This is a genomic window from Mucilaginibacter sp. PAMB04274, assembly GCF_039634385.2.
Taxonomy (GTDB): domain Bacteria; phylum Bacteroidota; class Bacteroidia; order Sphingobacteriales; family Sphingobacteriaceae; genus Mucilaginibacter.
This window is the reverse complement of record NZ_CP155081.2, coordinates 3691868-3715087: the sequence shown is the minus strand read 5'-3', so window position 1 is coordinate 3715087 and position 23220 is coordinate 3691868. Positions and strand designations below refer to the sequence as shown.

Genomic DNA, 23220 nt, shown 5'->3' with positions numbered 1-23220 from the left:
TTTTTGTTGTTGGTGCCTGTGCGTTACATTATTCCGGCCAGTTCATTATTTGAGTTAGTTACGGGTTGCCATGGCATGCGCGACCGCGTTTGGGTGCTTCTGCCGATTTGCAATTTATTTAATGCCACATAGCGTAGCGGATCAATTAAGTGGTTCCAACTGTCAGTAGGCTCATTTAACGAGCGGCCGTTGATGTCCACCCGCCATTGGTAGCGGCCAAGTTCATGTTGTAGGTTTACACTGCTACGGGTAACATTTATGCGGTAGCGGCGCAGAATGTCAATGGAGCTTTTAATACTATCGGGTCCTTTCCTGGCCGCAACTATATTCCAACCCAATCGCCGCAGCTCTTCAATTGATTTTGGTTCGGCGGAATCGGCCACTATTTCTGTAATTTTACTTATTCCCATTGCTTGCATATGCTTGCTTATATCCGAATTGGTTAAGCCAGTTTTATAAAGCCATTCATTTATCCAAAGCTCTCCGTTAGCCAGGTATACTTCTATCAGGCCGGTTTCATCGTTGGTAAAGCCAAAGTCGAGCCCGTAAGCCAAGCGTTTTGCATCGGGTGGAATGGCATCGCACACAAACCAGTTGGTAAGTACCAGGCCAGTTATTTTACCTGTAAGGCCCCTGGCATATACCTTCCATTGTTCTTCGCTTTGTTCACGTAATGCTTCTATTTTTGCCCGCATCGCATCATCCAAAAACGGATTGTGCCGATGGTCGGATATTAAAAGCTGAACATTAGGTTTACCGATGAGCTGGTCGTGCACCCAAAAGGCAGCGTTAGGATTATAATCTATAAAAATACGTTTACGGGTGCGTAGGGCCAGCTCCGAATACACGTCTAAAGTAATGCCGTTGGCTTCATTTATAAATAGGTAGTCTCTTTTGCCGCTCTTGGCATCTTGCCCATTGTCGTAACTTTTAAATTCAATAATAGAACCATTATGCAACTCATAAATACGGTCAGACTTATTGAACGACTTAATCATGTTTTGCAATGCCGCTGAGCTATTGATTATGCTTTGTGCATCGCGCATGGCGCCTGCTTTTAAATTGGGTATATCCTGACCAACAACGGTAATTACTTGTTTTGGCTGCTCACAAGCGAGCGTAAAAAGCACCTGCTGTATAGCGTAAGTTTTGCCTGAGCTGGTACCGCCCTGGTTAACCACAATATGTGCCGTAGCCTGATAATTATATTTATATAAAACAGAGGTTTGCATACAAAAAGGTTATGTACCAACAGCCAAACCGCATGCAGGTGATGTAAATTAATGGAAAAGAAACATGAGTAAGCTAAGTGACTAAATCACCACGTCCTGCTCCTGGCATGCAGGAATGACGCCAGTTTCTACAATTTCGATTTTGATTGAAAGGGGAGTAGGTTGGCCATCTGCAACCTTTTCAGTTGCTTTATCAAGCCATCCTAAGCTTTTTAAAGCAAATATGGCGCCTGTAGACGGCTGCGTAAGCAACTGTTTTTCATATTCATTCTCTACCCTAAGCCTCGCCCTTTTTAAAGCGGAGGCAAATTTGCCCTTGTTTTCGTAGGTCTCAAAAGCTTGCAGGCTATCAAAGCCTAAATGTAATGCCAAGCCAGTTAACGTTGCAGGCTGAGGCGACCTGTCCCAAACCTTTTGCTCACATACTTCGGGCAAATTTTTTCCTGTTGGCTTAAGAGGCAGCATCTCTAAGTGGTATTCTCCTTCAATCCAGGTAAAATATTCGGTAATGCAATCATCGATTTGGTCTGCTGTAGAAAACAGAATAGGTTTGCGCTTCATTATGATAAGTTTGCCGATTGGCATAATTGAATTGTAAAAGTAGGTAAAATATCTCACAAATGCAAATTTTTTTAGCAAAATTTATTGCATATAAAAGGTTGAAAAAACTGTAATAAATGCATGCTTAAATTTATAAGTATTAATCATCTTTGCAGTATGAGACCGGGAGATAAAGTAGTTTGTATAAACGACAAGATTGACGCTGATAAAATGGAAGAGATCCGCCAGGACTTTGAAATTTGGGTTACTAAGGATAAAGAATATACCATACGTGAAATTTTGGACAACAGTGGTATTGTTACCGGCGTGTTGCTCGAAGAAATTCACAACTTTCCTAAGTTCTTCAAACTGATCAACCGCTTTCAGGAACCAGCCTTTGCTATCTGGCGCTTCCGGAAGCTAAACTATGCAACAGCACAGCAAGCCGAAGAAGCCAGTGAAGAACTGGTTGAGGTAGGCGTAAAGGAATCAGAAGCCGAAAAAACCAAAAAGGCTTAGTGTTTTTTATCACATCAATTAAAGACTTTTATTATAACCAAATATGAACATTCGTTTGGCTACACTTCAGGATATAGAACCCATTATGCAGCTTGTTAAGCAAGTGGTGCCTATAATGCAGGCCACGGGCAATTTGCAGTGGGATGATACCTATCCTAATGCCGGGGTGTATACCAGCGATGTAAAAGCCGGACAATTGTGGGTAGCCGAAGTAGACGGTAAGCTGGCCGGCGTAATCGCTGTTGTTGATGGCCAGGAGCCAGAATACGCCCAGGTATCTGGTTGGGATATTACCGAGCCTGCAGTTGTAGCACACCGTTTAGCTGTCAGTCCTATTATGCAAGGTAAAGGTATTGCTGCGGCTTTATTGCATCAGTGTGAGGTTGTGGCGGCTCAACGTAATGTTGAATTGATTAGGCTTGATACCAATACTGTTAACCGGCCCATGCAAAATCTTTTCTTAAAGCTGGGGTACAACTTAGGCGGCGAAATTACGCTTAACAAAAGGCCTGGCCTGCGTTTTATGGCATTCGAAAAACGCTTAGCTTAATACTGCAAATTTTTTATTCAAATCTAACGGCGTAATTTAATATACCAATTATGTTAAGTATTCTATTTGGCATACATGAATCAAAAATCAAGATCATAAGCATAGGTTTCTGTTTCCACCAGCTGCGTTAATATTGTTTTCAGTAATGCCTCGCGTGCCCACTGCTGTTCTATAGGTGAAGCATCGTACTGATACCAATGTAATGGCTCACTAATTTGGATACGGGTAGGGAATAGGTACTTTTTTTTGCTGTGCATACGGATGCCTTCGTAGCTGTTCATATGCTCGGTTTTTATGAGTTTAGTAAGGTATTTAACAGGTATGTTCAGTTGCAGACACTCGTCAAGTTTGTTTTTGTAATCTTGCTTGTCTTCAAGCCATAGCGTGAGGGTTTGTCCATTCAGCTCGTGATCGGCAATGGCAATACGGCTGTAGGTGTAATCAACAGAAATTATCAGCCACCACAGCTCATTCCGTGTTTTTAAGTTCATTCTTATCATAATATTCAATATTTAAATTTTAAACATAGTAGGCCTATGCTTTTACTGAGTAATTGCCGTAAGCAAGTACCGTTTTGGATCTGCTTTTATTTAAAGGTTGGTTTCCAGTCGGGCAAATATTGCTGAATTGAAGCAATCTCTTTTTGATACTTTTCACAAGCGGCCTTGTATCCCTTATACCTTAATTTATCATGGCGTTTTAAAAATGGATTACCTTTTAAGTGTTGAATTGGTTTGTCCATGATGTTTTGTAGAGACGAATAAGCGATATACATAAGAGTGCAGTTTTAAGGTTTTACGATACAAGAACGGCTAAATGAATTTCTTTATTTGGATAATTCATTTTTTTTGTATTTCTTTGAATCGTACAGAACAAATATAAAGAAAAATCTGTATTATAATCAAGATAAAGTTATCCACATTTTTAGATTGTTTATGGAAAGTACCTCCAGATCATCCAAGATTAAAACCATCAGACCAGAGACACTCGAGTTTATTATTTTATATAATCAACTCAAAGGCAGAGCATTTAACGGTAACGCTGAGCTGGCTGAAGCGCTTGGTTTTAACTCGCCCAGTTCTATTACAGAAATTATAAAGAGCAGGCAAAATATAGATACAGAAAAGCTGCGAATATTTAAAGAAAAATTTGCAGCGTTTCTTGATGGTAGCGTTAAGCCACCGGTGGCTGCGCCTGTAAAGAAACCTTTTATTGGTATACCTATGTATGAAGTGACGGCTACTGCGTCAGGGGTGGAGGTTTACAATGATATTAATGACACACAACCAGTGGGCCATATGTACTTTCCGGGCATAGAGGATTGCGATTTTGCATTGCCGGTATGGGGGCATTCTATGTATCCGTATCTGGAAAATGGTTGCTGGGTTGCGTTAAAGGTAATACATGATAAAAAAATATTACCTGGTGAAGTGTATTATATTGAGTGGGGTGACTACAGGATGTACAAGCGGTTATTGACTGCTGATAAAGACGATGAGGTGATTGCGCATTCGGACAACACAACTGAGATGATTGCCGGACGATTAAAGTATTCGCCCTTTACCATCAAAAAATCTGAAATAAAAAAGTTGTGCTTAGTGAAAGACATTCACAAAAAGCACAACCACTAATATTTGTTAAAAAGCTGTTATTCCTTATTACAGTCGGTTGGCTCCAGTTTAACCGAATAGGGGGCAGCAGCGTCTGTTACCTGCCTGCCTGTTTTCGAATCCGCTTTCAAGGGTTTTTGCAGCAGGCCGGTATGGTTTAATCTGAAAGCTACAGTCATAGTATCTGTGCTGCCTTCTTGCATAAAGGTCCATATTGCTTTTATGGACTTATCGGCTTGCATAGTACCTGCAATTGTGCCTTTGCGGCTATCTTTCTCATAAATTTCTTCAATCATTCGGCCACTCACTTTATTGTTTTGAATGTGCAGCTGAACATATAGTGTATCACGCGATTGTGCCCCGCTTACATAAAGGTAGCATCCGTCTTGTGTGCGTTTGGATACTTTGCCAGGTTTAATGCGATGGTTGGTGGAGTCGGCCTCGTTACTTTGGTTTGTGGAACTTTTACAGGCAGTAATTAAAGTAACCGCCGTTATGATTAAAGTTGTAAGTGAAAATACCGCTTTCAAATTCTTCATAGTGAGTTGGAGTGTTTAAACGATTGTTGCATATTAACCGACGCCATGCTTTTTTGTTGCACAAATGGACGTTAATATTACTTTTCTATGAAAGACGAAAATAGTTACGAGCTTGATACACGCTATTGCATTTACTGAGGAGCTTGGGCGTACTATTGATCAGCTTTTGTTATCTGCATAAGAGCGAATAAGTTGGCTTAAAGCGCTGATATTAAAAGGCTTTTCTAAAAAACCATTGGCGCCGCTTTTTTCAGCAAGTAGTTCAAGGTTAGGCATTGTCGATACCAGTATTACAGGGATGTGCTGTAAAGCCGGGCTGGCCTTAATGAATTTGCACCACTCACTGCCACGCTGGCCCGGTAACAATTCGTCCATTAAGACCAGGTCGGGTTTAATTTCGTCAAAACGTTCGGCAATAGTACCATCTTCAGATGAAATCACTTCATAGCCTTCATCTTTAAGTATATAATCCATAATCTCGCTGATGTCCGGATTATCCTCAATAACTACAATCTTCACGCTTTTTTTTCTTATTAATTAAATTGTGGTGTTAAAAACAAATATACGTTTATTTCCCAAATACGATAAGTAGTACAACAAAATGCTATAGAGTTTTAAAATTCTGCTTTCTTTTAGATCATCGCACAGCTTTTTCTTAATAAGAAAAAAGAAAGCCCCTTTAGCGCTAAGCAGAAGGGGCTTTCTTGGCTAAACCTAATTATTTCGTTTCTGTAGGCTTCTTTTTTGCGAAATCGCCTGCTTTAACAATACTAATTTTGGTAGGATCATAGTACCTTTTAGCAGCAGCGTTAATTTGTGCAGTAGTTAATTTACTGACAGCGTCATCCGTTTTTTGCCAAAATGCAATGTTCTCGCCGTAATAGCTGTAAGTGTTTAATGTACCGGCAAGCACATTGTCTTGAGCCAGGCTTACACCACGCGATTGCAGATAGCCTTTTTTTGCTTCGGCAACCTCCTGGTCGGTAAAACCATCTTTAATCACCTTTTCTATTTCTTCTTTAAATGCTGCATCTAAACGGGCTGCATTTTCAGGGGCGTATATGGCATAAAACTGCGTAACGCCAGTGTTTTGGTCAAAGTAACCAGCAGATAGGCCAGAACCTACACCATAGCTAATACCTTCTTTTTGACGAATGCGGTTAGCTAATCTTGAGCTTAAAGCTCCGCCGCCAATCATATAGTCGGCCATAATAAGGGCCGGATAGTCGGCATCTTTCATGCTAAGCTTTAATGGCTGTAAGCCAATGAAAAAAGCGTTCGCTTTATCAGGCGTTTCGATGCTTTTGTTAAGTGTTGCAAAATCTTTGCGTTTAGGAATAAGCCTGGCAAATGTTTGCGGGCTTTTCCAGTTGCTAAACTCTTGCGTTATAATGCTTTTGGCTTGCGCCGCATCAAAATCGCCTATAATGGATATGTATGCATTTGATGCGCCGTAAAAATCTTTATAGAAATTTTTAACGTCGGCCTCGCTTACTGCCTTGTACATGGCAATCGACTCATCTATAGTCGAAACATAACGCGGGTCAGTCTTCTCATAAGGATTTGTATAACGTTGCAGCTCAATCACCGCAATATTAGTAGGCTCGCTGCGCTGCTGTTCGGTAGCAGCAATGCGTTGTTGTTTAAGCTTATCCAACTCATCTCCTGGAAACGAAGCTTCTTTCATTATTTCGGCCACCAATTTCAATACTGCCGGAAAGTTCGCTTTATTGGTTTCAATACTAACCTGCAAATTGTTTGCGCCGCCACTGAACCCTACACGGGCCTTCAACTTATCCAGTTCATCTTGTATTTGCTGGCGAGTTTTGTTTTTAGTGCCTTTGTTGAGCATAGAGGCAGTAAACGATGCGGCTGTGCCTTTGCCTTGTAAAGCAGCCTCGTTACCAAAGTAAAAGTTCATGTTAGCCACTACTACCTCGCCGCGCGTTTGCTTGGTGAGTGCATTTAATGTGATGCCGCCTATTTTACTTACAGTTACACGTTTTTGAATATTGGCAGGGCTGGCATCAAAAGCTTCACCCTGGGCAATAGTCTGCGAGCCGGTATAGCCCTTCAACATGGCTGCCAGATCTGGCGTAGCCGGAACTTCGGCACGTTCAGGTTTCTCTGTTGGAACAAAAACACCCAATGTGCGATTCGAGGGTTTGAAGTACTTGTCGGCCACTCTAACCACATCACCTGGTGTTACTTTTTTAAGTTGATCGCGCTGATAAAATAGTAAGCGCCAATCACCCTGTGCAATATATTCGCTCAGGTTTAAGCCAACATTTTCTGAAGAATTTAAAGCCAGTTCAATATCTTTCAGTTGTTTGTTCACAATACGTTCAACCTCAGGTGCGGTAGGCTTTTCGGCAGAGAAGGTTTCAACTGTGCTTAATAAAATATCTTTTGCTTCATCAATATTTTTATCTTTCGGTACCTCCACATTAAACAAGGCCACACCCGGGTCGGCGGTTTCATAATCATAACCGCTAATGCGTGTTGCCTTTTTAGGCTCAACAAGCTTTTTATACAAGCGTCCGGATGGCTGATCGGTCAATAAGCCAATCAGTACATTCAATGGTTGTGTGTCGGGGTGAGGGCCAGACGGAACGTGGTAACCGGTAGTAATAGCCTGTATGTCACCTACACGGCGCAAAGTAACTGTGCGCTCGCCATCTTGCACCGGCTCAACAGTATAATTGGCGGGTAATATACGGGCCGGTTTGGCTATACTACCAAACTTTTGATTAATGGCGGCCAAGGTTTTGGTGGGGTCGAATTTGCCAGCTACCGTAAGTATAGCGTTATCGGGTTGATAATATTTGCGATAGAAAGCCTGCAGCCGGTCGATAGGTACTTTTTCTACATCGGCACGGTTTCCAATGGTTGATTTACCGTAGTTGTGCCACAGAAACATTGTAGACAACACACGCTCGCTTAGTATACGCTGCGGACTGTTTTCGCCCGATTCCATCTCGTTGCGAACCACGCTGAATTCTTTGTCCAGTTCAGTTTTTGCGATGTATGAATTTATCATACGGTCGGCTTCCAAATCAAGCGCCCAGTTAAGGTTTTCGTCAGTTGAGGGGACGGTTTCGTAATAATTGGTTCGATCGAGCCAGGTTGTACCGTTAAAGTCGGCACCATGAGCGTTTAATTCCTGGGGGATATTGCGGTGCTTAGGCGTTCCTTTAAAAACCATGTGCTCCAGCAAGTGGGCCATACCGGTTTCGCCATAGTTTTCAAATTTAGAACCTACCAGGTACGTAATGTTAACGGTTGTTGTTTGCTTGGTTTGATCAGGAAACAACAATACACGCATACCGTTGGCCAGCTTGTATTCTGTTATTCCTTCTACCGCAGTTACTTTGACTGGGGCAGGTAATGCTTTGGCGGCTGCTTTTTTGGCGGTAGCCTTTTGCGCCATAACAGGCATAGTGCACATGGCCGACAATGCACAAGCCAGCATTGTTTTTTTAATAGTTACCATATTAATTAGCGATATTAGATTTTGCACCTAATATAAACTATTAATCGATAAGCCAAATAATATGCTGATTGATTTTATGAGGTAAGAGGGTAGCTACAAATTAATTATTGCTTAAAGGTGCCGGCAAATCTAAAGTGCACGCTCGTTTGCCAAAATAAAATTTGCAGCTTCACTCAAATTTTTACAAACATAAGTAGGCTCGCGGTAGGCATTGTTTTTTAACCACTCAGTCTCGCCGCCGTTATCAATGAGTATGCTACGGCAGCCTGCACGGTTACCGGCCTCTACATCATTCAAAATGTCGCCTATCATCCACGATTGGTTTAAGTCGATAACCAATTCTTCGGCAGCCTGCAAAAGCATGCCTGGCATAGGTTTGCGAAAATTGCAGGACACATTATAGGGTTCAACTGTTCCTTCCGGATGATTGGGGCAGTAATAAAAACCTGCTAAATTTAAATCATGTTCGCCTAAAATTTGCTGCAGGTGTTGCTCAACAGCAGGTAAGGCCGCCTCTGCAAAGTAGCCACGTGCAACACCTGCCTGGTTGGTTACCATAACCAGCAAATACCCATCATCTCTCAGTTGCTTTAAACCTTCAATGGTGCCGGGCAGCAACGTGATGAGGTCGGGGTTTACGTTGTAAGGTACGTCCTTAATTACAGTGCCGTCTTTATCTAAAAAAATAGCTTTGTTCATAGATGTTATTAAGCAGCTTTAATTTTTTCTTTGCTTAACTGCTCTAATAAACCTTTGTGATTTACAGCTATTACCTTATCGTATAGCGCGGCTAACTTATCAGTAACGTGCGACCAAGTAAAGTAGTTATTTACCCGCTTTAACGCATTTTGTCCCAGCACTTGCAATCGTTTGGCATCGCTTACTAGTTCTTCAACCTTAGCAGCCAAAGCCGACGGATCTTCTGGTGGTACCAAAGCACCTGTTTCGCCATCTACAACGGTATATTTTATGCCGCCAACATTGGAGCCAATTACCGGTGTGCCGCAAGCCATGGCCTCAAGTGGTGTAATACCAAACGGCTCGTACCACGGGGTGCTGATAAAAATATCTGCAGCTGCATAATAAAATTTAAGTTGTTCGCGGCTTTTACGGCCCGTAAATTTAATGCACATCTCCACACCATGTTCGGCAGCAATTTTCTGCAAGCGGCCCAACTCAGGGCTTTCGGCAGGATTAGGAATTTCACTTTCGCCGCCGACGATAAGCAATTGTACAGATTGAGGATCTTTAAGATAGCTTAATGACCGTATAACGTTATCAACCCCTTTACGAGGTACCATACGGCCTAACTGCAATATAATATGTTTATTAGCATCTAACCCCAATGATTTGCGGGCTACTTTCTTTTCTATAGGATAAAATTCCTGATGACTGAAACCACAAGGTATGACCACGATTTTGTACGACGGCGCTTTGTAATAATTCATCAGGTCATCGCGGTCCTGAGGGCACTCGGCAATAATATAATCTGCTTTTTTAACAATATCTTCCTCGATTTGTAAGCGTTGAGGCGGAAACTGGTCGCTGTTGCCTTGATGTATACGCCTAACATGCCCTAAAGCATGGAAGGTTATGGCAAAAGGGATATTTAAAATGCATTTTAAGTTTGCTGCTACAAGGCCCGACATGAAAAAATGGGCGTGTACTAAATCGTAATTAACGCCCTCCGCACTGATAAAATCAACCATGCCTTGCGTAAATTCCGGCATAAAATCCAAAATATTTTCTTTGGCAATTACCTCTACCGGGCCGGCTTTTACATGTACAACGCGCACCCCTGGTACCCAGTTAATTGTTTGCGGTAGTGATGCGTCTTCCCAACGGGTAAACACATCTACCTTATAACCTTTACGGGCCAAATATTTAGCCGTTTGAGCAACATATACGTTTTGGCCGCCAGTGTCAACGCCGCCCAGTGTAGCCAAAGGAGAGGCATGCTCACTGATAAACGCAATATATGGCTGGTTAACTTTCATAAATGGTATTTTAGAGATTATTCAGTATTATATAGGATCAGGAAATATATATCGGACTTTTTGATTGTTGTGCTACATTTTTAAACAGCTGCTCCCACTCATGGGTAAACCGCATAATGTTAAAGCGGTTTTGCGCCAGCTCTCGGCCTCCGGCGCCAATCTGCCGGGCCAGCTCAGCATCTTCAAGCAACAAATTCATTTTATCGATAAGGTAATTCACGTCGGTATGTATAAAGCCCGAGTGGCCGTTATCTATCACTGCCGAAAGTTCGGTTGTGGCCAGCCCTACAACGGGTATACCTTGCATTAAAGCTTCACAAACGGCAAGTCCTAAACTGGTATAGCGTATAGGATTAAAAAAGAAACGGTATTGTGATATAAATTCGGGCAACTGCGGGTGCAAAACTTCACCTAAACCTAAATCGCCGGTTCCCATACCCACAAGGTCAATTGGTACATGCTCGCGTACTTTCAAAAAAATGTCCAATCCTAACAAACGGCCTCGTAGGGGTAAATTGTTAATCACTACAATACCTCTGGCTTTCTCGCCTGTATAAAGTGCATCTGGTGCAGTTACGCCGTGTTCAATTACGGTTGTTGGCGTTTCGCCACAATCCCACATTAACTTATTGAAGTGGGTAACGTGTACTAAATTAACGTTAGGATCGTTTACCGCATGCTTTGTGTCTGTAGGATGCTGACGTGGTGGATCATGTTCAATGTATACTTTAGGCAACTCGCGTTGCTCTGCCGATAAGATTTCGTACTGATCAATCAGATAGTTTTGATTAGTTTGATATAGAATGATATCAAATTCTTGATTTTTAACTTCTTCTGCCGGAATTTCAATCACATTTTTCTTAAAAGGAAAAGTCTCGCCCCGGCCATAATAACCCTCAATCTTCTCTGGTTTGGTAGGTATATAGATGTCATAATTACCTTGGGAAAGGTAAAAAAGGTAACTTCCGTGTATGTGCCAGGTAAAAATTTTTAAACGTGAATTTGTCATAGTATTGAATTCTGGCACATTCAGTTCAATTATGACACCAAAAGCCAATACTAGTACAATCCTGTATGTCAGAAGCGGTTCTGCCACATTTTCAGAAGCGCTTCTCTGTACACCTTGTATACTTTAATATACTCTGCTTTCAACTAATAGTTTAATTTGAAAATAACTTATCAACAAATGTTAAAATAAAGTGTGGATAAGGGCCATGTTATAGACGTACGGTTAGTGTACTCACAGGTAAACAGTTTTATTTTAAAGCCTGCTTTAAATAGTATAGTATAAGGTCATATGGTGTTTGTTGTAATAGATACCAGGTATTGAACCGCATTGTTCAATAAACCAATATGCTGAAGCTTCGGCGGGCTTGGAGAAACATGTTACAGTAAGTCAGCGCTTTCCCTGTCGCCAATTGTAAAAGCGGTAAGACTTATGAGTAAAAAGGAGGTTTTTATTCGTAATTAATTTTTATTTTTTTTTGACGAACAAATATTCAACTAATTCAGAAATTTTTATGTTAATTGCGTTGTTAAGCAACCATGCTTAATAATTGAAAATTTAAATTGATGAATATTTTTGTAGGAAGCCTTCCTTATCGCTTAGAGGAAGCAGATTTAAAAGAACTCTTTGAGGCATACGGAGAGGTAAACTCAGTAAAGTTAATTATCGACAGAGAAACCGGAAGAAGCAAAGGTTTTGGCTTTGTTGAAATGCCAGATGATGAAGCTGCGCAAAAAGCTATTTCAGGTCTTAACGGTGCTGAAGTAAGCGGCAGAAGCATTGCTGTAAGTCAGGCTGAAGAAAGAAAACCAAGTGGCGATCGTCGTGGTGGCGGTGGCTTCGGCGGCGGCAACCGTGGTGGCGGTGGTGGCTACGGTGGCGGTGGCAACCGTGGCGGCGGCGGTGGTGGTTATCAAAAAGATAACAACCGCGGCGGTGGTCGTTGGAACTAATATATAATTAAAACGCCGGATGGATATTTTTCATCCGGCGTTTTAATTAGTGAATGCTGAGCTTCCCGGCTCGCTATTTTACTTTTTACGTCTGCTCTGCACGACGTCTATTATATGTGGTTGCTGCCCATACTGGGATTGCTTGCACTATTCCTTTCCATTTTCGTAATGGTTTATTCTAATATGCTTTTTCTAAATAGCCCTCCGTTACAACTTTTTTGAATAGAAATTTTTAAAAGGAATTGCCTTGCCGAAATCTCTGGTTACTAAGTTGTTTCGTTGTTCGTTAGCCTGCTTATATTGCTAAAGTAGCATAACGTTTGCTTTGTCATTAAACCATCATGTTGATTTGTTGTCTTAAACATATAACAACGCAATAGTATAATGATAATTTAAAACAGGATACGACTATGAAACGAATAACATTTTTAGCAGCATTTATAGTAACTCTAATTACTTTCGGCACCGCAAAAGCACAAGTAAGCGGTCATATAGGTATAAATTTTGGACAACCTGCTTATTATGCACCTGCACCACGTGTAGTAGTGGTTGACAGAGGTCCGGTCTACGATTATCCTGTAAGAAGTTATTACCGCCGCCCTGTGGTTGTTCGTCGTGGTTACTACTCACGCCGTCCGGTAATAGTTCATCACCGCTATTATGGTCATCCGGGCCGTGGCCATGCTTACGGTCGCGGAAGGTGGTAAGCAATATGTAAAACTAAAAAGCCCCTGGTAAAGCCAGGGGCTTTTTAGTTTTAAACTGATTAAAGTTGTGTATACAGTTACACATGCGCGTTTAAACACAAATACTTAACTTAGCCGCTGTAACATAACTACATTATCATGAAAAATTATAGATTCATATTTGCTTTATGGCTGGTTTTAGCGGCGGCTGCTTGCCAACAAGCACCCAAGCAAGAAAGCGTCGCTGAAAGTGCTGACAACAAGGAGGCTTCTTCCTTGCAAACCGATACTATAAAAGTTTATAACGCTTATCTTCAGGTAAAGGATAACCTGGTTAAAAGTGATGGTAGCGCTGCAAAAAAATCTGCCGGTGATTTGGCAGATCATTTAAAAAAGATAAAAGGCTGTAGTGAGGCAGAGGACCTGGCTGATAAGATTGGCGACACAGAAGATGTAAAATCGCAACGCATGTTGTTTTTACAATTAAGCAATGATGTTATTCCGTTAATAAAAGGCATGAGCAATAAAGCCGCGCCTGTTTACGTAGCTTATTGTCCTATGGCTAACGAAGGTAAAGGTGGTTATTGGTTATCGGCACAAAAGGAAATTAAAAATCCATATTACGGCGATGAAATGCTGGAGTGCGGTGAAATAAAAGAAGAAATTAAATAGAACAAAAATTATAATGAATTGCCTTTAGGCTAAACTTTAGCCTTCAACAAACAATATAAGCGTTGCTTGTATTTATGTTAGGTAAATTTTAAGTGATAAACTTTATCTGCAACGGTGAATAATGCCATATTTATTTACATTTGCTGCGGATACAACTCAGAATTATGTCGGAAACAGCACAACTGAAAATTGGTGATAAAACGTATGATTTGCCTGTTATAGAAGGTACAGAAAATGAAAAAGCATTGGATATATCCAAGCTGCGCGATTTGACCGGTTATATTACATTAGACATTGGTTATAAAAATACCGGAGCAACTAAGAGCGCTATTACATTTTTAGACGGCGAGCAAGGCATCTTAAAATATCGTGGCTATCCCATAGAGCAGCTGGCTGAAAAATCAACCTTTATTGAAGTAGCTTACCTGCTTATTTACGGCGAATTGCCAACTAATGAGCAGTTGCAAAAATTCCAGTTAGAGATAAACCGTCACACATTGGTGCATGAGGACATGAAGAAGTTTTTTGATGGCTTTCCGTCAAAATCTCACCCCATGGGTCAGTTGTCATCCTTAATTGGCGCTTTAGCTGCTTTTAACCCCGAGTCGTTAGAGCCGGGCCTGAGCCCTGAGATTGTTGACCTGGAGATACACAAGCTGATTGCCAAAATGAGCACTATTGTGTCTTGGATCTACAAAAAATCATTAGGTCATCCGGTTAACTATCCGAAAAATAAGTTTGATTACGTAACCAACTTTATGTACATGACCTTCAGTCAGCCAACTGAAGCGTATGAGATAAACCCGGTAGTGATCAGTGCCATGAACAAGCTGCTTATTTTGCATGCCGATCATGAGCAAAACTGCTCTGCCTCAACCGTACGTATCGTAGGTTCATCTGATGCTAATTTGTACGCATCAATTTCAGCGGGTATCTCTGCACTTTGGGGCCCATTGCATGGTGGCGCCAACCAGGCGGTAATTGAAATGCTGGAGCAAATAAAAGCCGATGGTGGCGATACTGATAAATGGATTGCCAAAGCTAAAGATAAGAATGATCCTTTCCGTTTAATGGGCTTCGGTCACCGTGTTTACAAAAACTTTGATCCGCGTGCTAAAATCATTAAAAAGGCATGTGATGACATACTGGAAAACTTAGGTGTAAATGACGAAGTGTTGGACATAGCCAAACGCCTGGAAGAAGTAGCATTGAAAGATCCTTACTTTGTGGAGCGTAAGCTTTACCCTAATGTTGACTTTTACTCAGGTATCATTTACCGTGCATTAGGTTTCCCAACCGATATGTTTACCGTATTGTTCGCTTTAGGACGTCTGCCAGGATGGATTGCCCAATGGAAAGAGATGAAAGAGAACAAAGAGCCTATTGGCCGCCCTCGCCAGGTGTATACCGGCGCTACTGATAGAGATTATAATGATATAAGCGGCCGCTAACACGGTACCACTCATAGCAAAGGGTTGATGGCTTGCCATCAACCCTTTGTGCTTTTATAGCGTTTGGCGAAGCTTTATGTGCTGTGGTAGGGGCTATTTCAAAAACTTGGCAGGCCAATTGTACATGATGTTTCACAAGCAATCATGGATAACGAATTAGAGCAAGGCCCAATTAGCGAAGAGCAGCACACCGCTAGCCCGCAAGTACATATATTAGACGAGCATTTTCACATGCCCGAATTGCAGAGCCAGCGCAGGGTGTGGCTGTACCTGCCAGCAGAATATGAGCAATCAGACATAAGCTATCCGGTTATTTACATGCAGGATGGTCAAAACCTTTTTGATCAATATACCGCAAGCTACCAGGAGTGGGGCGTGGATGAAGTGATGGACCACCAGTTTTACCATAAAGCCTGCATTATAGTAGGAGTTGACCATGGCGAGGAAAGTCGTATCAACGAATATAATCCTTACGATTCTGAAGAACATGGTGAGGGGAGAGGCAATGCATACTCAGCATTTTTAGTGAATACGTTAAAACCTTTTATTGATAGTAATTACCGCACACAGCCCGATGCCCGGCATACCGCCATTGTAGGCAGCTCAATGGGTGGTTTAATAGCAGCTTATGCTGCCCTGAAACACCCGGAAACTTTTGGTAACGCAGGCATATTCTCACCAGCATTTTGGATAGCTAAAGAAATTTATGCCTTTGCGCTCGAAGCTGAAAATTTAAGCAACTCCCGTTTTTATTTTGTTTGTGGCGATGCCGAAAGTGACGACATGGTGGGCGATATGCAGGGTATGGCTCAAATTGTACAAGAAAAAGTTGACCATGAAAGCCAGGTAGCCGTACAAATCATCCCCGGCGCAGGCCACAACGAGCAGCAATGGCATGATGATTTTCCAGCGTTTTATGAGTGGCTGCTACAGGGTTTTGATTAAGTAATAGCTATCATTTACCAAGTTCAGCAAATTGAACTTGGTAAATGAAGCGTCAACGCTTAACCTATCAATTTAATTCTCACCATCGCTGGTGCCAAACAAATAGGTCTCTGTATTACCTACCGGCATGTTCATTAAATTGCCGCTACCTAGCTGCCACCAAAAGCGCAATCGGGGCTTTTCAATATTGCCCGTTTCGTTCATAGAATCTGAATCAAACAGGCGCCCGTTTACCATTACATATTTGATGTTGTCACTATTGCGAATATCGTCTAACGGGTTTTGATTAAGTACCACCAAATCGGCCAGCTTGCCTGCCTCTAATGAGCCTATTTCTTTATCCATGCCTAAGTAAGCGGCGCCGTTTAATGTGGCGCAGCGTAAAGCTTGCATAGGGGTAAAGCCGCCCTGGTTTAGCATCCATAGCTCCCAGTGTGCGCCTAAGCCCTGCAACTGGCCATGCGCACCCAGGTTAACCCGTGTACCGCCATCGGCAATTTGTTTAGTAGCGCGAGCGGCATCAATATGGCCATAATCTCCATACTCGGAAGTGGTGCGGCGACGCGAACGGCTGTCAATAATAGCCGGAGGGGTAAAGCTAAGCAGATGCTCGTTCTTCCACACCTCACTACGGTCATACCAGTAGTTTTCACCAAACTGGCTGCCGTAGGCTACAATAAGGGTAGGGGTGTAGCCAGTTTTACTGGCGTTCCAAAAGCTCCTCACATCTTTGTAAACGGGCCATACGGGTATGTTATGTTCAATGCCGGTGTGCCCATCGGCAATCATGTTCATATTGGTAAAAAAAGTTGAGCCGCCTTCGGGCACTACTTCCATTTGTAGTTCGCGCGCAGCTTCGATGATTTGCTGGCGCTGTTCGCGGCGCGGCTGGTTGTAACTTTTAACCGAGAAAGCGCCTACCGCTTTTAACCTGCGTAAATGGGAACGGGCATCATCTAAATTGTTTATTACTGTCTTAAAATCGCCATCGGCGCCGTACAGTATGGTACCCGTAGAGTATACCCGCGGACCGACCATGCGGCCTGCTTTCAACATTTCAGCCTGACTAAAAACCATCTCGGTATTGCTCGACGGGTCATGCGAGGTAGTTACGCCGTAGGCCAGGTTGGCAAAGTAATGCCAGTCCTGCTGCGGCGATATACCATCCGGGCTAATACCCAGGTGGCCATGTACATCTACAATACCGGGGATGATAGTCTTGCCCGCTAAATTGTAAACCTTGGCATCGGCAGGTGGCTGCACATCTTTACCTACAGCCATAATCACGTTGCGATCTATCACTATGGTACCTTTCTCAATCACTTCATCACCTTTCATGGTAATAATGCGGGCGTTAGTAAAGGCAATTTTACCGGCAGGTGCATCAGTTTTTATTTTTAACCCGATGTCAATACCTGCCGTGTCTGCATTGGGCACTTTATCAGGGTTGCTTTCAACGAAGGGGAACGCCGAGCGAATATCGCGCGAGTAGTACTTGGGTCCCAGCGTCCACAGTAGTTTTTGGCTATCCTTGCTCCAGTGTAAGTAAGTGCCGGCATCGCGTGTAAGGCGGTTAAGCGGCAGCGCTTTGTTGGTTGACGACAGCTCCTGCACATTACCCGTATACGTTAATGGTGTGATGTAGCAGTTGTACAGTTCGGTAAACGCCATCCACTTGCCATCGGGGCTGGGAGCAAACTGGGTGGCATAAGTTGATGTATACAACGTTTTAGGAGCTATGCCTACATTGACCAGATCAATCATTTTGAAAGCTTTTTTGCCATCCTCGGTACTTTGATAGTAAAGCTTGCTGTCATCGGCAGAGAATTGTGGCCTGATACCATTATTGAGGAGGAGTTGTGGTGTCCCACCGGTTGAGGTAACCACGTAAATACCCGGATTTTTACCAAAGGCATAGCCTAAAACATCATTCCCTTCGCCTTTACGGTATACAACTTTATCGCCTTTGTTGGAGAATACAGGAGAATAGTAAAAGCCACGGTCAGGTGTTAAACGTGTTACATGGCGGGTAGCCAAATCAATAATATTAACCGATCCCTTAAATTCATCGCTCCATGTGGTATAAACTAATTGCTTACCATCGGGGCTAAAAGACGGCTCGTATTCAAATTCGGGCGTAGTGCTTATGCGCTCGGGTTTACCGCCGGGCAAATCTTTAATATAAATGTAACCAGCAGCGTTAAAGGCAACACGTTTACCATCCGGCGAAGTACTGAGCTGCCGTATCATGCGGGCGGTAAATTCATCCTGAAATACTTTTTGCGGAAAGTGAAGTGCCTCAGTAATGGTTTGTTGAGTAGTCGCTTCGAACGGAACGTTAACCGCATTTAAAGTTGAAATGTCGAGGTTCCAGATCTTGCCTTTGGCATAAAACACAATATGCTGATTGTCGGGTAACCAGTTGAAATTGGGGTAGGTTCCAAAAATGGCCCAGGTTTCCTGCTGGTCGTGGCTCAGGTTATCATACACCGGGTACTCCTCACCAGTGCCGAGGTTGTGGATATACAAAACGGACTTTAAGCGGTTACGTTTCACAAAGGCCATCAACTTACCGTCGGGCGATATTTGTGGCCGGCATGCGCCGCCCGAGCCGCCCGTAACGGTTTCAATTTGCCCCGTTTGGCGGTTTATACGCTTAATAGCATATATGCCTTGGTTTGGGTCTTTGTTATATTGAAAATTAGGGCCGGGCGTTACGTCCTCGCTCCAATAAACATAAGTTCCTTTAGGCGATACAACCGGCTCGCCTGCGTCTTGCTGGTCATTTTTGCGTTTAGTAAGTTGTATACCTTCGCCGCCATTTTTATGGTATAGCCACATTTCGCCTGCGCCTAAGGAGCGGGTATTGGTAAAGTGCTTACGGGCTACTAAGAACTGGCCGTCGGGCGTCCAGTAGGGATTGTTTAACAATCTAAAGGTTTCCTTGGTTACAGGGCGCTTGCTTGCCCCATCGGTAGCCATTATCCATATATTATCACCACCGTCTCGGTCGCTGGTAAATGCTATTTGTTTGCCATCGGGGCTAAAGCGGGGTTGTACATCCCAGGCTTTACCGCTGGTTATTTGCGCGGCTTTGCCACCGGAAACAGGCATGATATAGATGTCTCCCAGTAAGTCAAACGCTATAAATTTCCCATCCGGACTAACGTCCACATTCATCCAGGTCCCTTCATCGGTGGTAATGGTTACTTTTTTATTGGGGCCGGGCGTGTTTTCAACGTTCCACTTTTGAGCAAAAACGCTAAGGCTTAAAAAAAGGAAGAGTATGCCGAGGTAGTAGTGTTTCATTATATAAAATACTTGGTAGCAAAAATAGGAAAAAAGCAATGTTTGCATGTGGGTTAGTGCACGGCTTATATAAGTGCAGACGAATGTTTTTTATTACATTTAGCCCTACAACATGAATAACTTTTATAAAAATTACAGTGGTATCATCTGGTTGCTAACCGGTATTTTATGTGGCAGTGCAGCCGGGCTGGTGCTGGGTAAGCAGGTGAAGGTGCTTAAGCCTATAGGCGACATTTTCCTCAATCTGCTGTTTACCGCCGTAATACCACTGGTGTTCTTTGCAATCTCATCAGCTATTGCAGGGTTAGACCAGGGCAAAAAGCTAAGCCGTATTATGGCTGTGATGTCGCTGGTGTTTTTAGCAACGGTTATTATTTCGGCCTGCTTAACTATGGTAGCCGTATGGATTTTCCCGATACATGAGCAACTTACCAGTGCCCCGCTTACTGAGCAAGTAAACAAACAACCTTGGGGTAATCAAATAACGCAGTTATTTACTACAGGCGAGTTTTATGAGCTGCTCTCGCGCAAGAGCATGCTGGCTATGATCATTTTTTCGGTAATTATCGGCTTTGGCGCTTTGCGGGCAGGCGAGAAGGGAGCCAGCTTTACACGCTTTTTGCAATCAGGCAACGAGGTTTTTAAGCAGGTGTTTATCATTATTATGAAGCTTGGACCTGTAGGACTTGGGGCATATTTTGCTTATCAGGTAGGTGTGTTTGGTCCGCAGTTGTTTGGTGCTTATGCGCGTTCATTGGGTTTATATTATGCAACCGGTGCCGTGTACTTTGTGGTTTTCTTTAGCTTATATGCTTTTATAGCCGGAGGGATAAAAGGGGTAAGAACTTATTGGCGTAACAATATCATTCCTTCGGCAACTGCTGTGGGCACCTGTAGCAGTATAGCTACTATTCCGGCTAATATGGATGCTGCCAAAAAGATAGGTATACCCGCTATTATTGCTAACGTAACCATACCGCTGGGTGGCACCTTACATAAGGATGGATCGAGCATATCATCCATCATAAAAATGGCCGTGGTGTTTGCCTTATTTGGCAGAAGTTTTAATAGTGCCGATGTTGTTATATTGGCCCTAGCCATGACGGTTTTGGTCAGCATGGTTGAAGGCGGCATACCCAATGGAGGCTATGTGGGCGAATTGCTATTTATTGCTGCCTACGGCTTTCCGCCAGAGGCCCTGCCCCCGGCCATGATTATTGGCACCCTGGTAGACCCCATGGCCACACTACTTAACGCCACTGGTGATACGGCAGCGGCGATGCTGATAGCCCGTTTTACCGAAGGTAAGAATTGGATGGAAAAAACGGAGTTGCCAGAGCTGGGAGTTGAGGGTGAAATAATTTAAATTGTGTTCAGTTAAATAGTTATTTACTTATCTCTAACAACTCTTTAGCGTTGAATATTGCTGAGGCACCAATATCATTGTTAAAGTAAATGTAGGCCCGCTCGGCTTGTGTGGCTTTCACTTTTTCAGCAAAGTCTTGCAATTCCTTAGGGCTATACGCCGAGGCGTACAATTGTTGATTTCCATGCATGCGATAGTACAGAACAGGTGTATTGGCTATCACATCGTTGGGCAGGGTAGGATGGCTCATGCCGCAAAAGCTAATGTTTTGTTTAGCCAGTGCTACATATACATCATCCTGCCACCAGCTATTGTGACGCATTTCAATCACATTATTGAAAACTGGATCAAGGCTTTTCAGTACGCGCTCTAATCGCTCTTCACTATAAGTAAAATTGGGCGGCATCTGAAAGAGTACCGTGCCCAACTTTTCCTTTAGTCCATCACTAATAACCTGATACATTTCGCTTACCAGGGCCTGGGTTTCAATTAGCTTTTTAAAATGCGTAATGCCCCTATAAGCCTTCACCGCAAACAAAAAGCCGGGTGGACTATCAGCATACCACTTTTCTAAAGATGTAATTCGAGGGAAATTATAGAAAGTGTTATTGAGCTCCAGTGTATCAAAATGCTGGCAATAGTGATCAAACCACTTGCGTTGCGGCATGCCTTCCGGATAGAAAACTTCTTTCCAGTGCTTATAATGAAAACCCGAACAGCCAATGTGCCACTCCATTATAAAGCTATTTTTTAGCTTTTTTTACGAGTGTGTATATGCCTACAGCCAGTAAACCTGCAACCGATGCAGCCAGTATAGGGTTAAAAGGCTCGGGCGGTACATATTGTACTCCACGTTTATTAGCTTTAGCCGGCTCTTTTACATACCGCCCCTGGCTTGGTACCGCTACCTGGTCAAAATTGCTTACCAGGTTTTCCAGCCCCTCGGTCAGTTCCTGCCCGTACATGGGTTTGCCGTGGCCGGTGGCAGCAATAGCCGGATGCAAATCACGCAGCTTTTTTACGGATGCTGCTGCGGCAATCCAATCGGCCGTAAAATATTTAGGTGGGCCCGATACCAGTCTTTTTTGCGTGGCAACCGAGAAGGCCGATTCTTGCTTGGTGGTCACAAACGCATCACCGGCAATAATCAGTTTATCGCGCTGGCGCCACAACGAAATATGCCCGGGTGCATGCCCGGGTGTAAACACAAACAACCATTCGGGTAAATAAGGCAAACCGCCATTTTCCTGAAGGGCATGTACCTGGTTACCCAAATTAATTGGTTTTTTAGGATACAGTACTGACATAAAGCTCATTAAGCCGCCGCCCACAGTTGGATCGGGCGGTGGATAAGCCGACAAGCCGGTGAGGTAAGGCATTTCCAATGGGTGCGCATACACTGGTACATCCCATTTGGTTAATAACTGCTTAAGCGCACCTATATGATCAAAATGACCATGGGTTAAAATAATAGCAACAGGCGGGTTATTTCCGCCAAATAAGTCAGCCGCCATTTCTTCAATCTTTCCGGCAAAGCCTTTTAAGCCGGCATCAACCAATACCCATTCATTATCCTTACCGGTGGCTATCATAAAAATGTTTACAAAAACTATTTTCATTCCCCATACGCCCGGCGCCACCTCAAAGTAATCCTTCTCATCGGTTGACGCGGTTATACCTGCTGCTTGTGTTTCCATAACTTAATACCTAATGTGCAATTGATAACATGATAACCCCTGCACTGGTTTTGGCTAATAATTATTAAGCGGCATTAAGTTAAAAAGCATATTTAAAATACATAAACCGGTTATCCGGGTAGCCATATTTTTGATACCTTTACGCTAATAATAAACTCGTTATGAAAACATTAATGTTATTTATTGCGGCCCTGTTTAGCGCTGCTTTTACCTATGCGCAGCAGAGCGCTATTAAGCCGGCTGCACCTGGTGTAACTTATGGCAAAGCGGTAACCAAGGACAAGGCCATTACCTTGGCTAACTTGAACAAAGAGCTGAGCAAAGACACTGTTTATAACGGAAAGATTGCTGGTGTGGTAACGGAAGTTTGCACTAAGAAAGGCTGCTTCATGAAACTGAAACAAGCGAACGGCGAGGACGTGATGGTGCGTTTTACCGATTATGCTTATTTTATGCCGCAAAACATTGTAGGTAAAAAGGTAGTGGTTGAAGGTAAAGCGAAAGTTACTGAAACTACAGTGGAGCGCCTGCGCCATTACGCTAAAGATGCCGGCAAAAGCCAAACGGAAATTGCCAAAATCAATAAGTCTAAAAAAGATGTTACCATTATGGCCGATGGCGTATTGGTTACAGAATAAGTAAAATAAGAAACTGA

Annotated in this window: 23 protein-coding genes; 10 read left to right on the top strand and 13 right to left on the bottom strand. The window is 43.0% G+C overall.

Translation table 11 applies throughout. The features are described from left to right. Positions 1-23: 23 nt before the first annotated feature. Positions 24-1232, bottom strand: a complete 1209-nt coding sequence (locus tag ABDD95_RS15585) for a terminase large subunit (protein WP_345948265.1) — start codon at positions 1230-1232, stop codon at positions 24-26. A gap of 81 nt (positions 1233-1313) precedes the next feature. Beyond that, positions 1314-1793, bottom strand: a complete 480-nt coding sequence (locus tag ABDD95_RS15580) for a terminase small subunit (protein WP_345948264.1) — start codon at positions 1791-1793, stop codon at positions 1314-1316. Between the two features lie 156 nt (positions 1794-1949). On the opposite strand from ABDD95_RS15580, the gene ABDD95_RS15575 reads away from it, so the two are divergent. Together ABDD95_RS15575 and ABDD95_RS15570 are read left to right on the top strand one after the other, a co-directional pair. Further along, on the top strand, positions 1950-2291 hold the full coding sequence (locus tag ABDD95_RS15575; protein WP_345948263.1) for a hypothetical protein: 342 nt from the start codon (positions 1950-1952) through the stop codon (positions 2289-2291). A gap of 43 nt (positions 2292-2334) precedes the next feature. Further along, complete coding sequence (locus ABDD95_RS15570) at positions 2335-2841, top strand: GNAT family N-acetyltransferase (RefSeq protein ID WP_345948262.1); 507 nt, start codon at positions 2335-2337, stop codon at positions 2839-2841. 80 nt (positions 2842-2921) lie between these two features. Here the strand turns inward: ABDD95_RS15570 and ABDD95_RS15565 are convergent, their stop codons facing one another. Then, a complete protein-coding gene (locus ABDD95_RS15565; RefSeq protein WP_345948261.1) occupies positions 2922-3341 on the bottom strand; it encodes a hypothetical protein in 420 nt (139 codons plus the stop codon). An 86-nt stretch (positions 3342-3427) separates the two neighbouring features. After that, positions 3428-3583 (bottom strand): hypothetical protein, encoded by a 156-nt coding sequence (locus tag ABDD95_RS15560; protein ID WP_345948260.1) that lies wholly within the window; start codon positions 3581-3583, stop codon positions 3428-3430. A 193-nt stretch (positions 3584-3776) separates the two neighbouring features. Between ABDD95_RS15560 and ABDD95_RS15555 the strand changes: the two genes are divergently transcribed. Beyond that, complete coding sequence (locus ABDD95_RS15555) at positions 3777-4472, top strand: S24 family peptidase (RefSeq protein WP_345948259.1); 696 nt, start codon at positions 3777-3779, stop codon at positions 4470-4472. Positions 4473-4489: 17 nt separating this feature from the next. Here ABDD95_RS15555 and ABDD95_RS15550 read toward each other — a convergent pair whose 3' ends face one another. From ABDD95_RS15550 to ABDD95_RS15525, 6 genes are all read right to left on the bottom strand, one after another. Continuing rightward, positions 4490-4990, bottom strand: coding sequence for a hypothetical protein (locus tag ABDD95_RS15550; RefSeq protein WP_345948258.1), 501 nt, complete (start codon positions 4988-4990; stop codon positions 4490-4492). Positions 4991-5149: 159 nt separating this feature from the next. Then, positions 5150-5509, bottom strand: a complete 360-nt coding sequence (locus ABDD95_RS15545) for a response regulator (protein ID WP_345948257.1) — start codon at positions 5507-5509, stop codon at positions 5150-5152. A 199-nt stretch (positions 5510-5708) separates the two neighbouring features. Next, positions 5709-8483, bottom strand: coding sequence for a pitrilysin family protein (locus ABDD95_RS15540; RefSeq protein ID WP_345948256.1), 2775 nt, complete (start codon positions 8481-8483; stop codon positions 5709-5711). A 129-nt stretch (positions 8484-8612) separates the two neighbouring features. Then, positions 8613-9182 (bottom strand): HAD family hydrolase, encoded by a 570-nt coding sequence (locus ABDD95_RS15535; RefSeq protein WP_345948255.1) that lies wholly within the window; start codon positions 9180-9182, stop codon positions 8613-8615. A gap of 8 nt (positions 9183-9190) precedes the next feature. Continuing rightward, positions 9191-10480: a glycosyltransferase family 1 protein gene (locus tag ABDD95_RS15530; protein WP_345948254.1), complete on the bottom strand. Its 1290-nt coding sequence runs from the start codon at positions 10478-10480 to the stop codon at positions 9191-9193. A gap of 37 nt (positions 10481-10517) precedes the next feature. Further along, the gene (locus ABDD95_RS15525) at positions 10518-11489 is read right to left on the bottom strand and encodes a glycosyltransferase family 4 protein (RefSeq protein WP_345948253.1); all 972 of its coding nucleotides are present in this window, start codon (positions 11487-11489) and stop codon (positions 10518-10520) included. A 563-nt stretch (positions 11490-12052) separates the two neighbouring features. Between ABDD95_RS15525 and ABDD95_RS15520 the strand changes: the two genes are divergently transcribed. The 5 genes from ABDD95_RS15520 to ABDD95_RS15500 all read left to right on the top strand — a co-directional run bounded on the left by ABDD95_RS15520 (position 12053) and on the right by ABDD95_RS15500 (position 16193). Next, a complete protein-coding gene (locus ABDD95_RS15520; RefSeq protein WP_345948252.1) occupies positions 12053-12439 on the top strand; it encodes an RNA-binding protein in 387 nt (128 codons plus the stop codon). 410 nt (positions 12440-12849) lie between these two features. Continuing rightward, a complete protein-coding gene (locus ABDD95_RS15515; protein ID WP_345948251.1) occupies positions 12850-13146 on the top strand; it encodes a hypothetical protein in 297 nt (98 codons plus the stop codon). A 138-nt stretch (positions 13147-13284) separates the two neighbouring features. Continuing rightward, complete coding sequence (locus ABDD95_RS15510; protein ID WP_345948250.1) at positions 13285-13797, top strand: DUF3347 domain-containing protein; 513 nt, start codon at positions 13285-13287, stop codon at positions 13795-13797. Positions 13798-13961: 164 nt separating this feature from the next. After that, positions 13962-15248, top strand: coding sequence for a citrate synthase (locus ABDD95_RS15505; RefSeq protein ID WP_345948249.1), 1287 nt, complete (start codon positions 13962-13964; stop codon positions 15246-15248). Positions 15249-15392: 144 nt separating this feature from the next. Continuing rightward, a complete protein-coding gene (locus ABDD95_RS15500) occupies positions 15393-16193 on the top strand; it encodes an alpha/beta hydrolase-fold protein (RefSeq protein WP_345948248.1) in 801 nt (266 codons plus the stop codon). Positions 16194-16265: 72 nt separating this feature from the next. Here the strand turns inward: ABDD95_RS15500 and ABDD95_RS15495 are convergent, their stop codons facing one another. Beyond that, positions 16266-19502: an amidohydrolase family protein gene (locus tag ABDD95_RS15495; RefSeq protein ID WP_345948247.1), complete on the bottom strand. Its 3237-nt coding sequence runs from the start codon at positions 19500-19502 to the stop codon at positions 16266-16268. Between the two features lie 112 nt (positions 19503-19614). Between ABDD95_RS15495 and ABDD95_RS15490 the strand changes: the two genes are divergently transcribed. Beyond that, positions 19615-20868, top strand: a complete 1254-nt coding sequence (locus ABDD95_RS15490) for a dicarboxylate/amino acid:cation symporter (protein WP_345948246.1) — start codon at positions 19615-19617, stop codon at positions 20866-20868. Positions 20869-20887: 19 nt separating this feature from the next. Here the strand turns inward: ABDD95_RS15490 and ABDD95_RS15485 are convergent, their stop codons facing one another. Further along, on the bottom strand, positions 20888-21604 hold the full coding sequence (locus tag ABDD95_RS15485; RefSeq protein WP_345948245.1) for a DUF72 domain-containing protein: 717 nt from the start codon (positions 21602-21604) through the stop codon (positions 20888-20890). A 7-nt stretch (positions 21605-21611) separates the two neighbouring features. Then, on the bottom strand, positions 21612-22565 hold the full coding sequence (locus tag ABDD95_RS15480) for an MBL fold metallo-hydrolase (RefSeq protein WP_345948244.1): 954 nt from the start codon (positions 22563-22565) through the stop codon (positions 21612-21614). A 161-nt stretch (positions 22566-22726) separates the two neighbouring features. On the opposite strand from ABDD95_RS15480, the gene ABDD95_RS15475 reads away from it, so the two are divergent. After that, the gene (locus ABDD95_RS15475) at positions 22727-23203 is read left to right on the top strand and encodes a DUF4920 domain-containing protein (RefSeq protein WP_345948243.1); all 477 of its coding nucleotides are present in this window, start codon (positions 22727-22729) and stop codon (positions 23201-23203) included. The last annotated feature ends 17 nt before the right edge of the window (positions 23204-23220 follow it).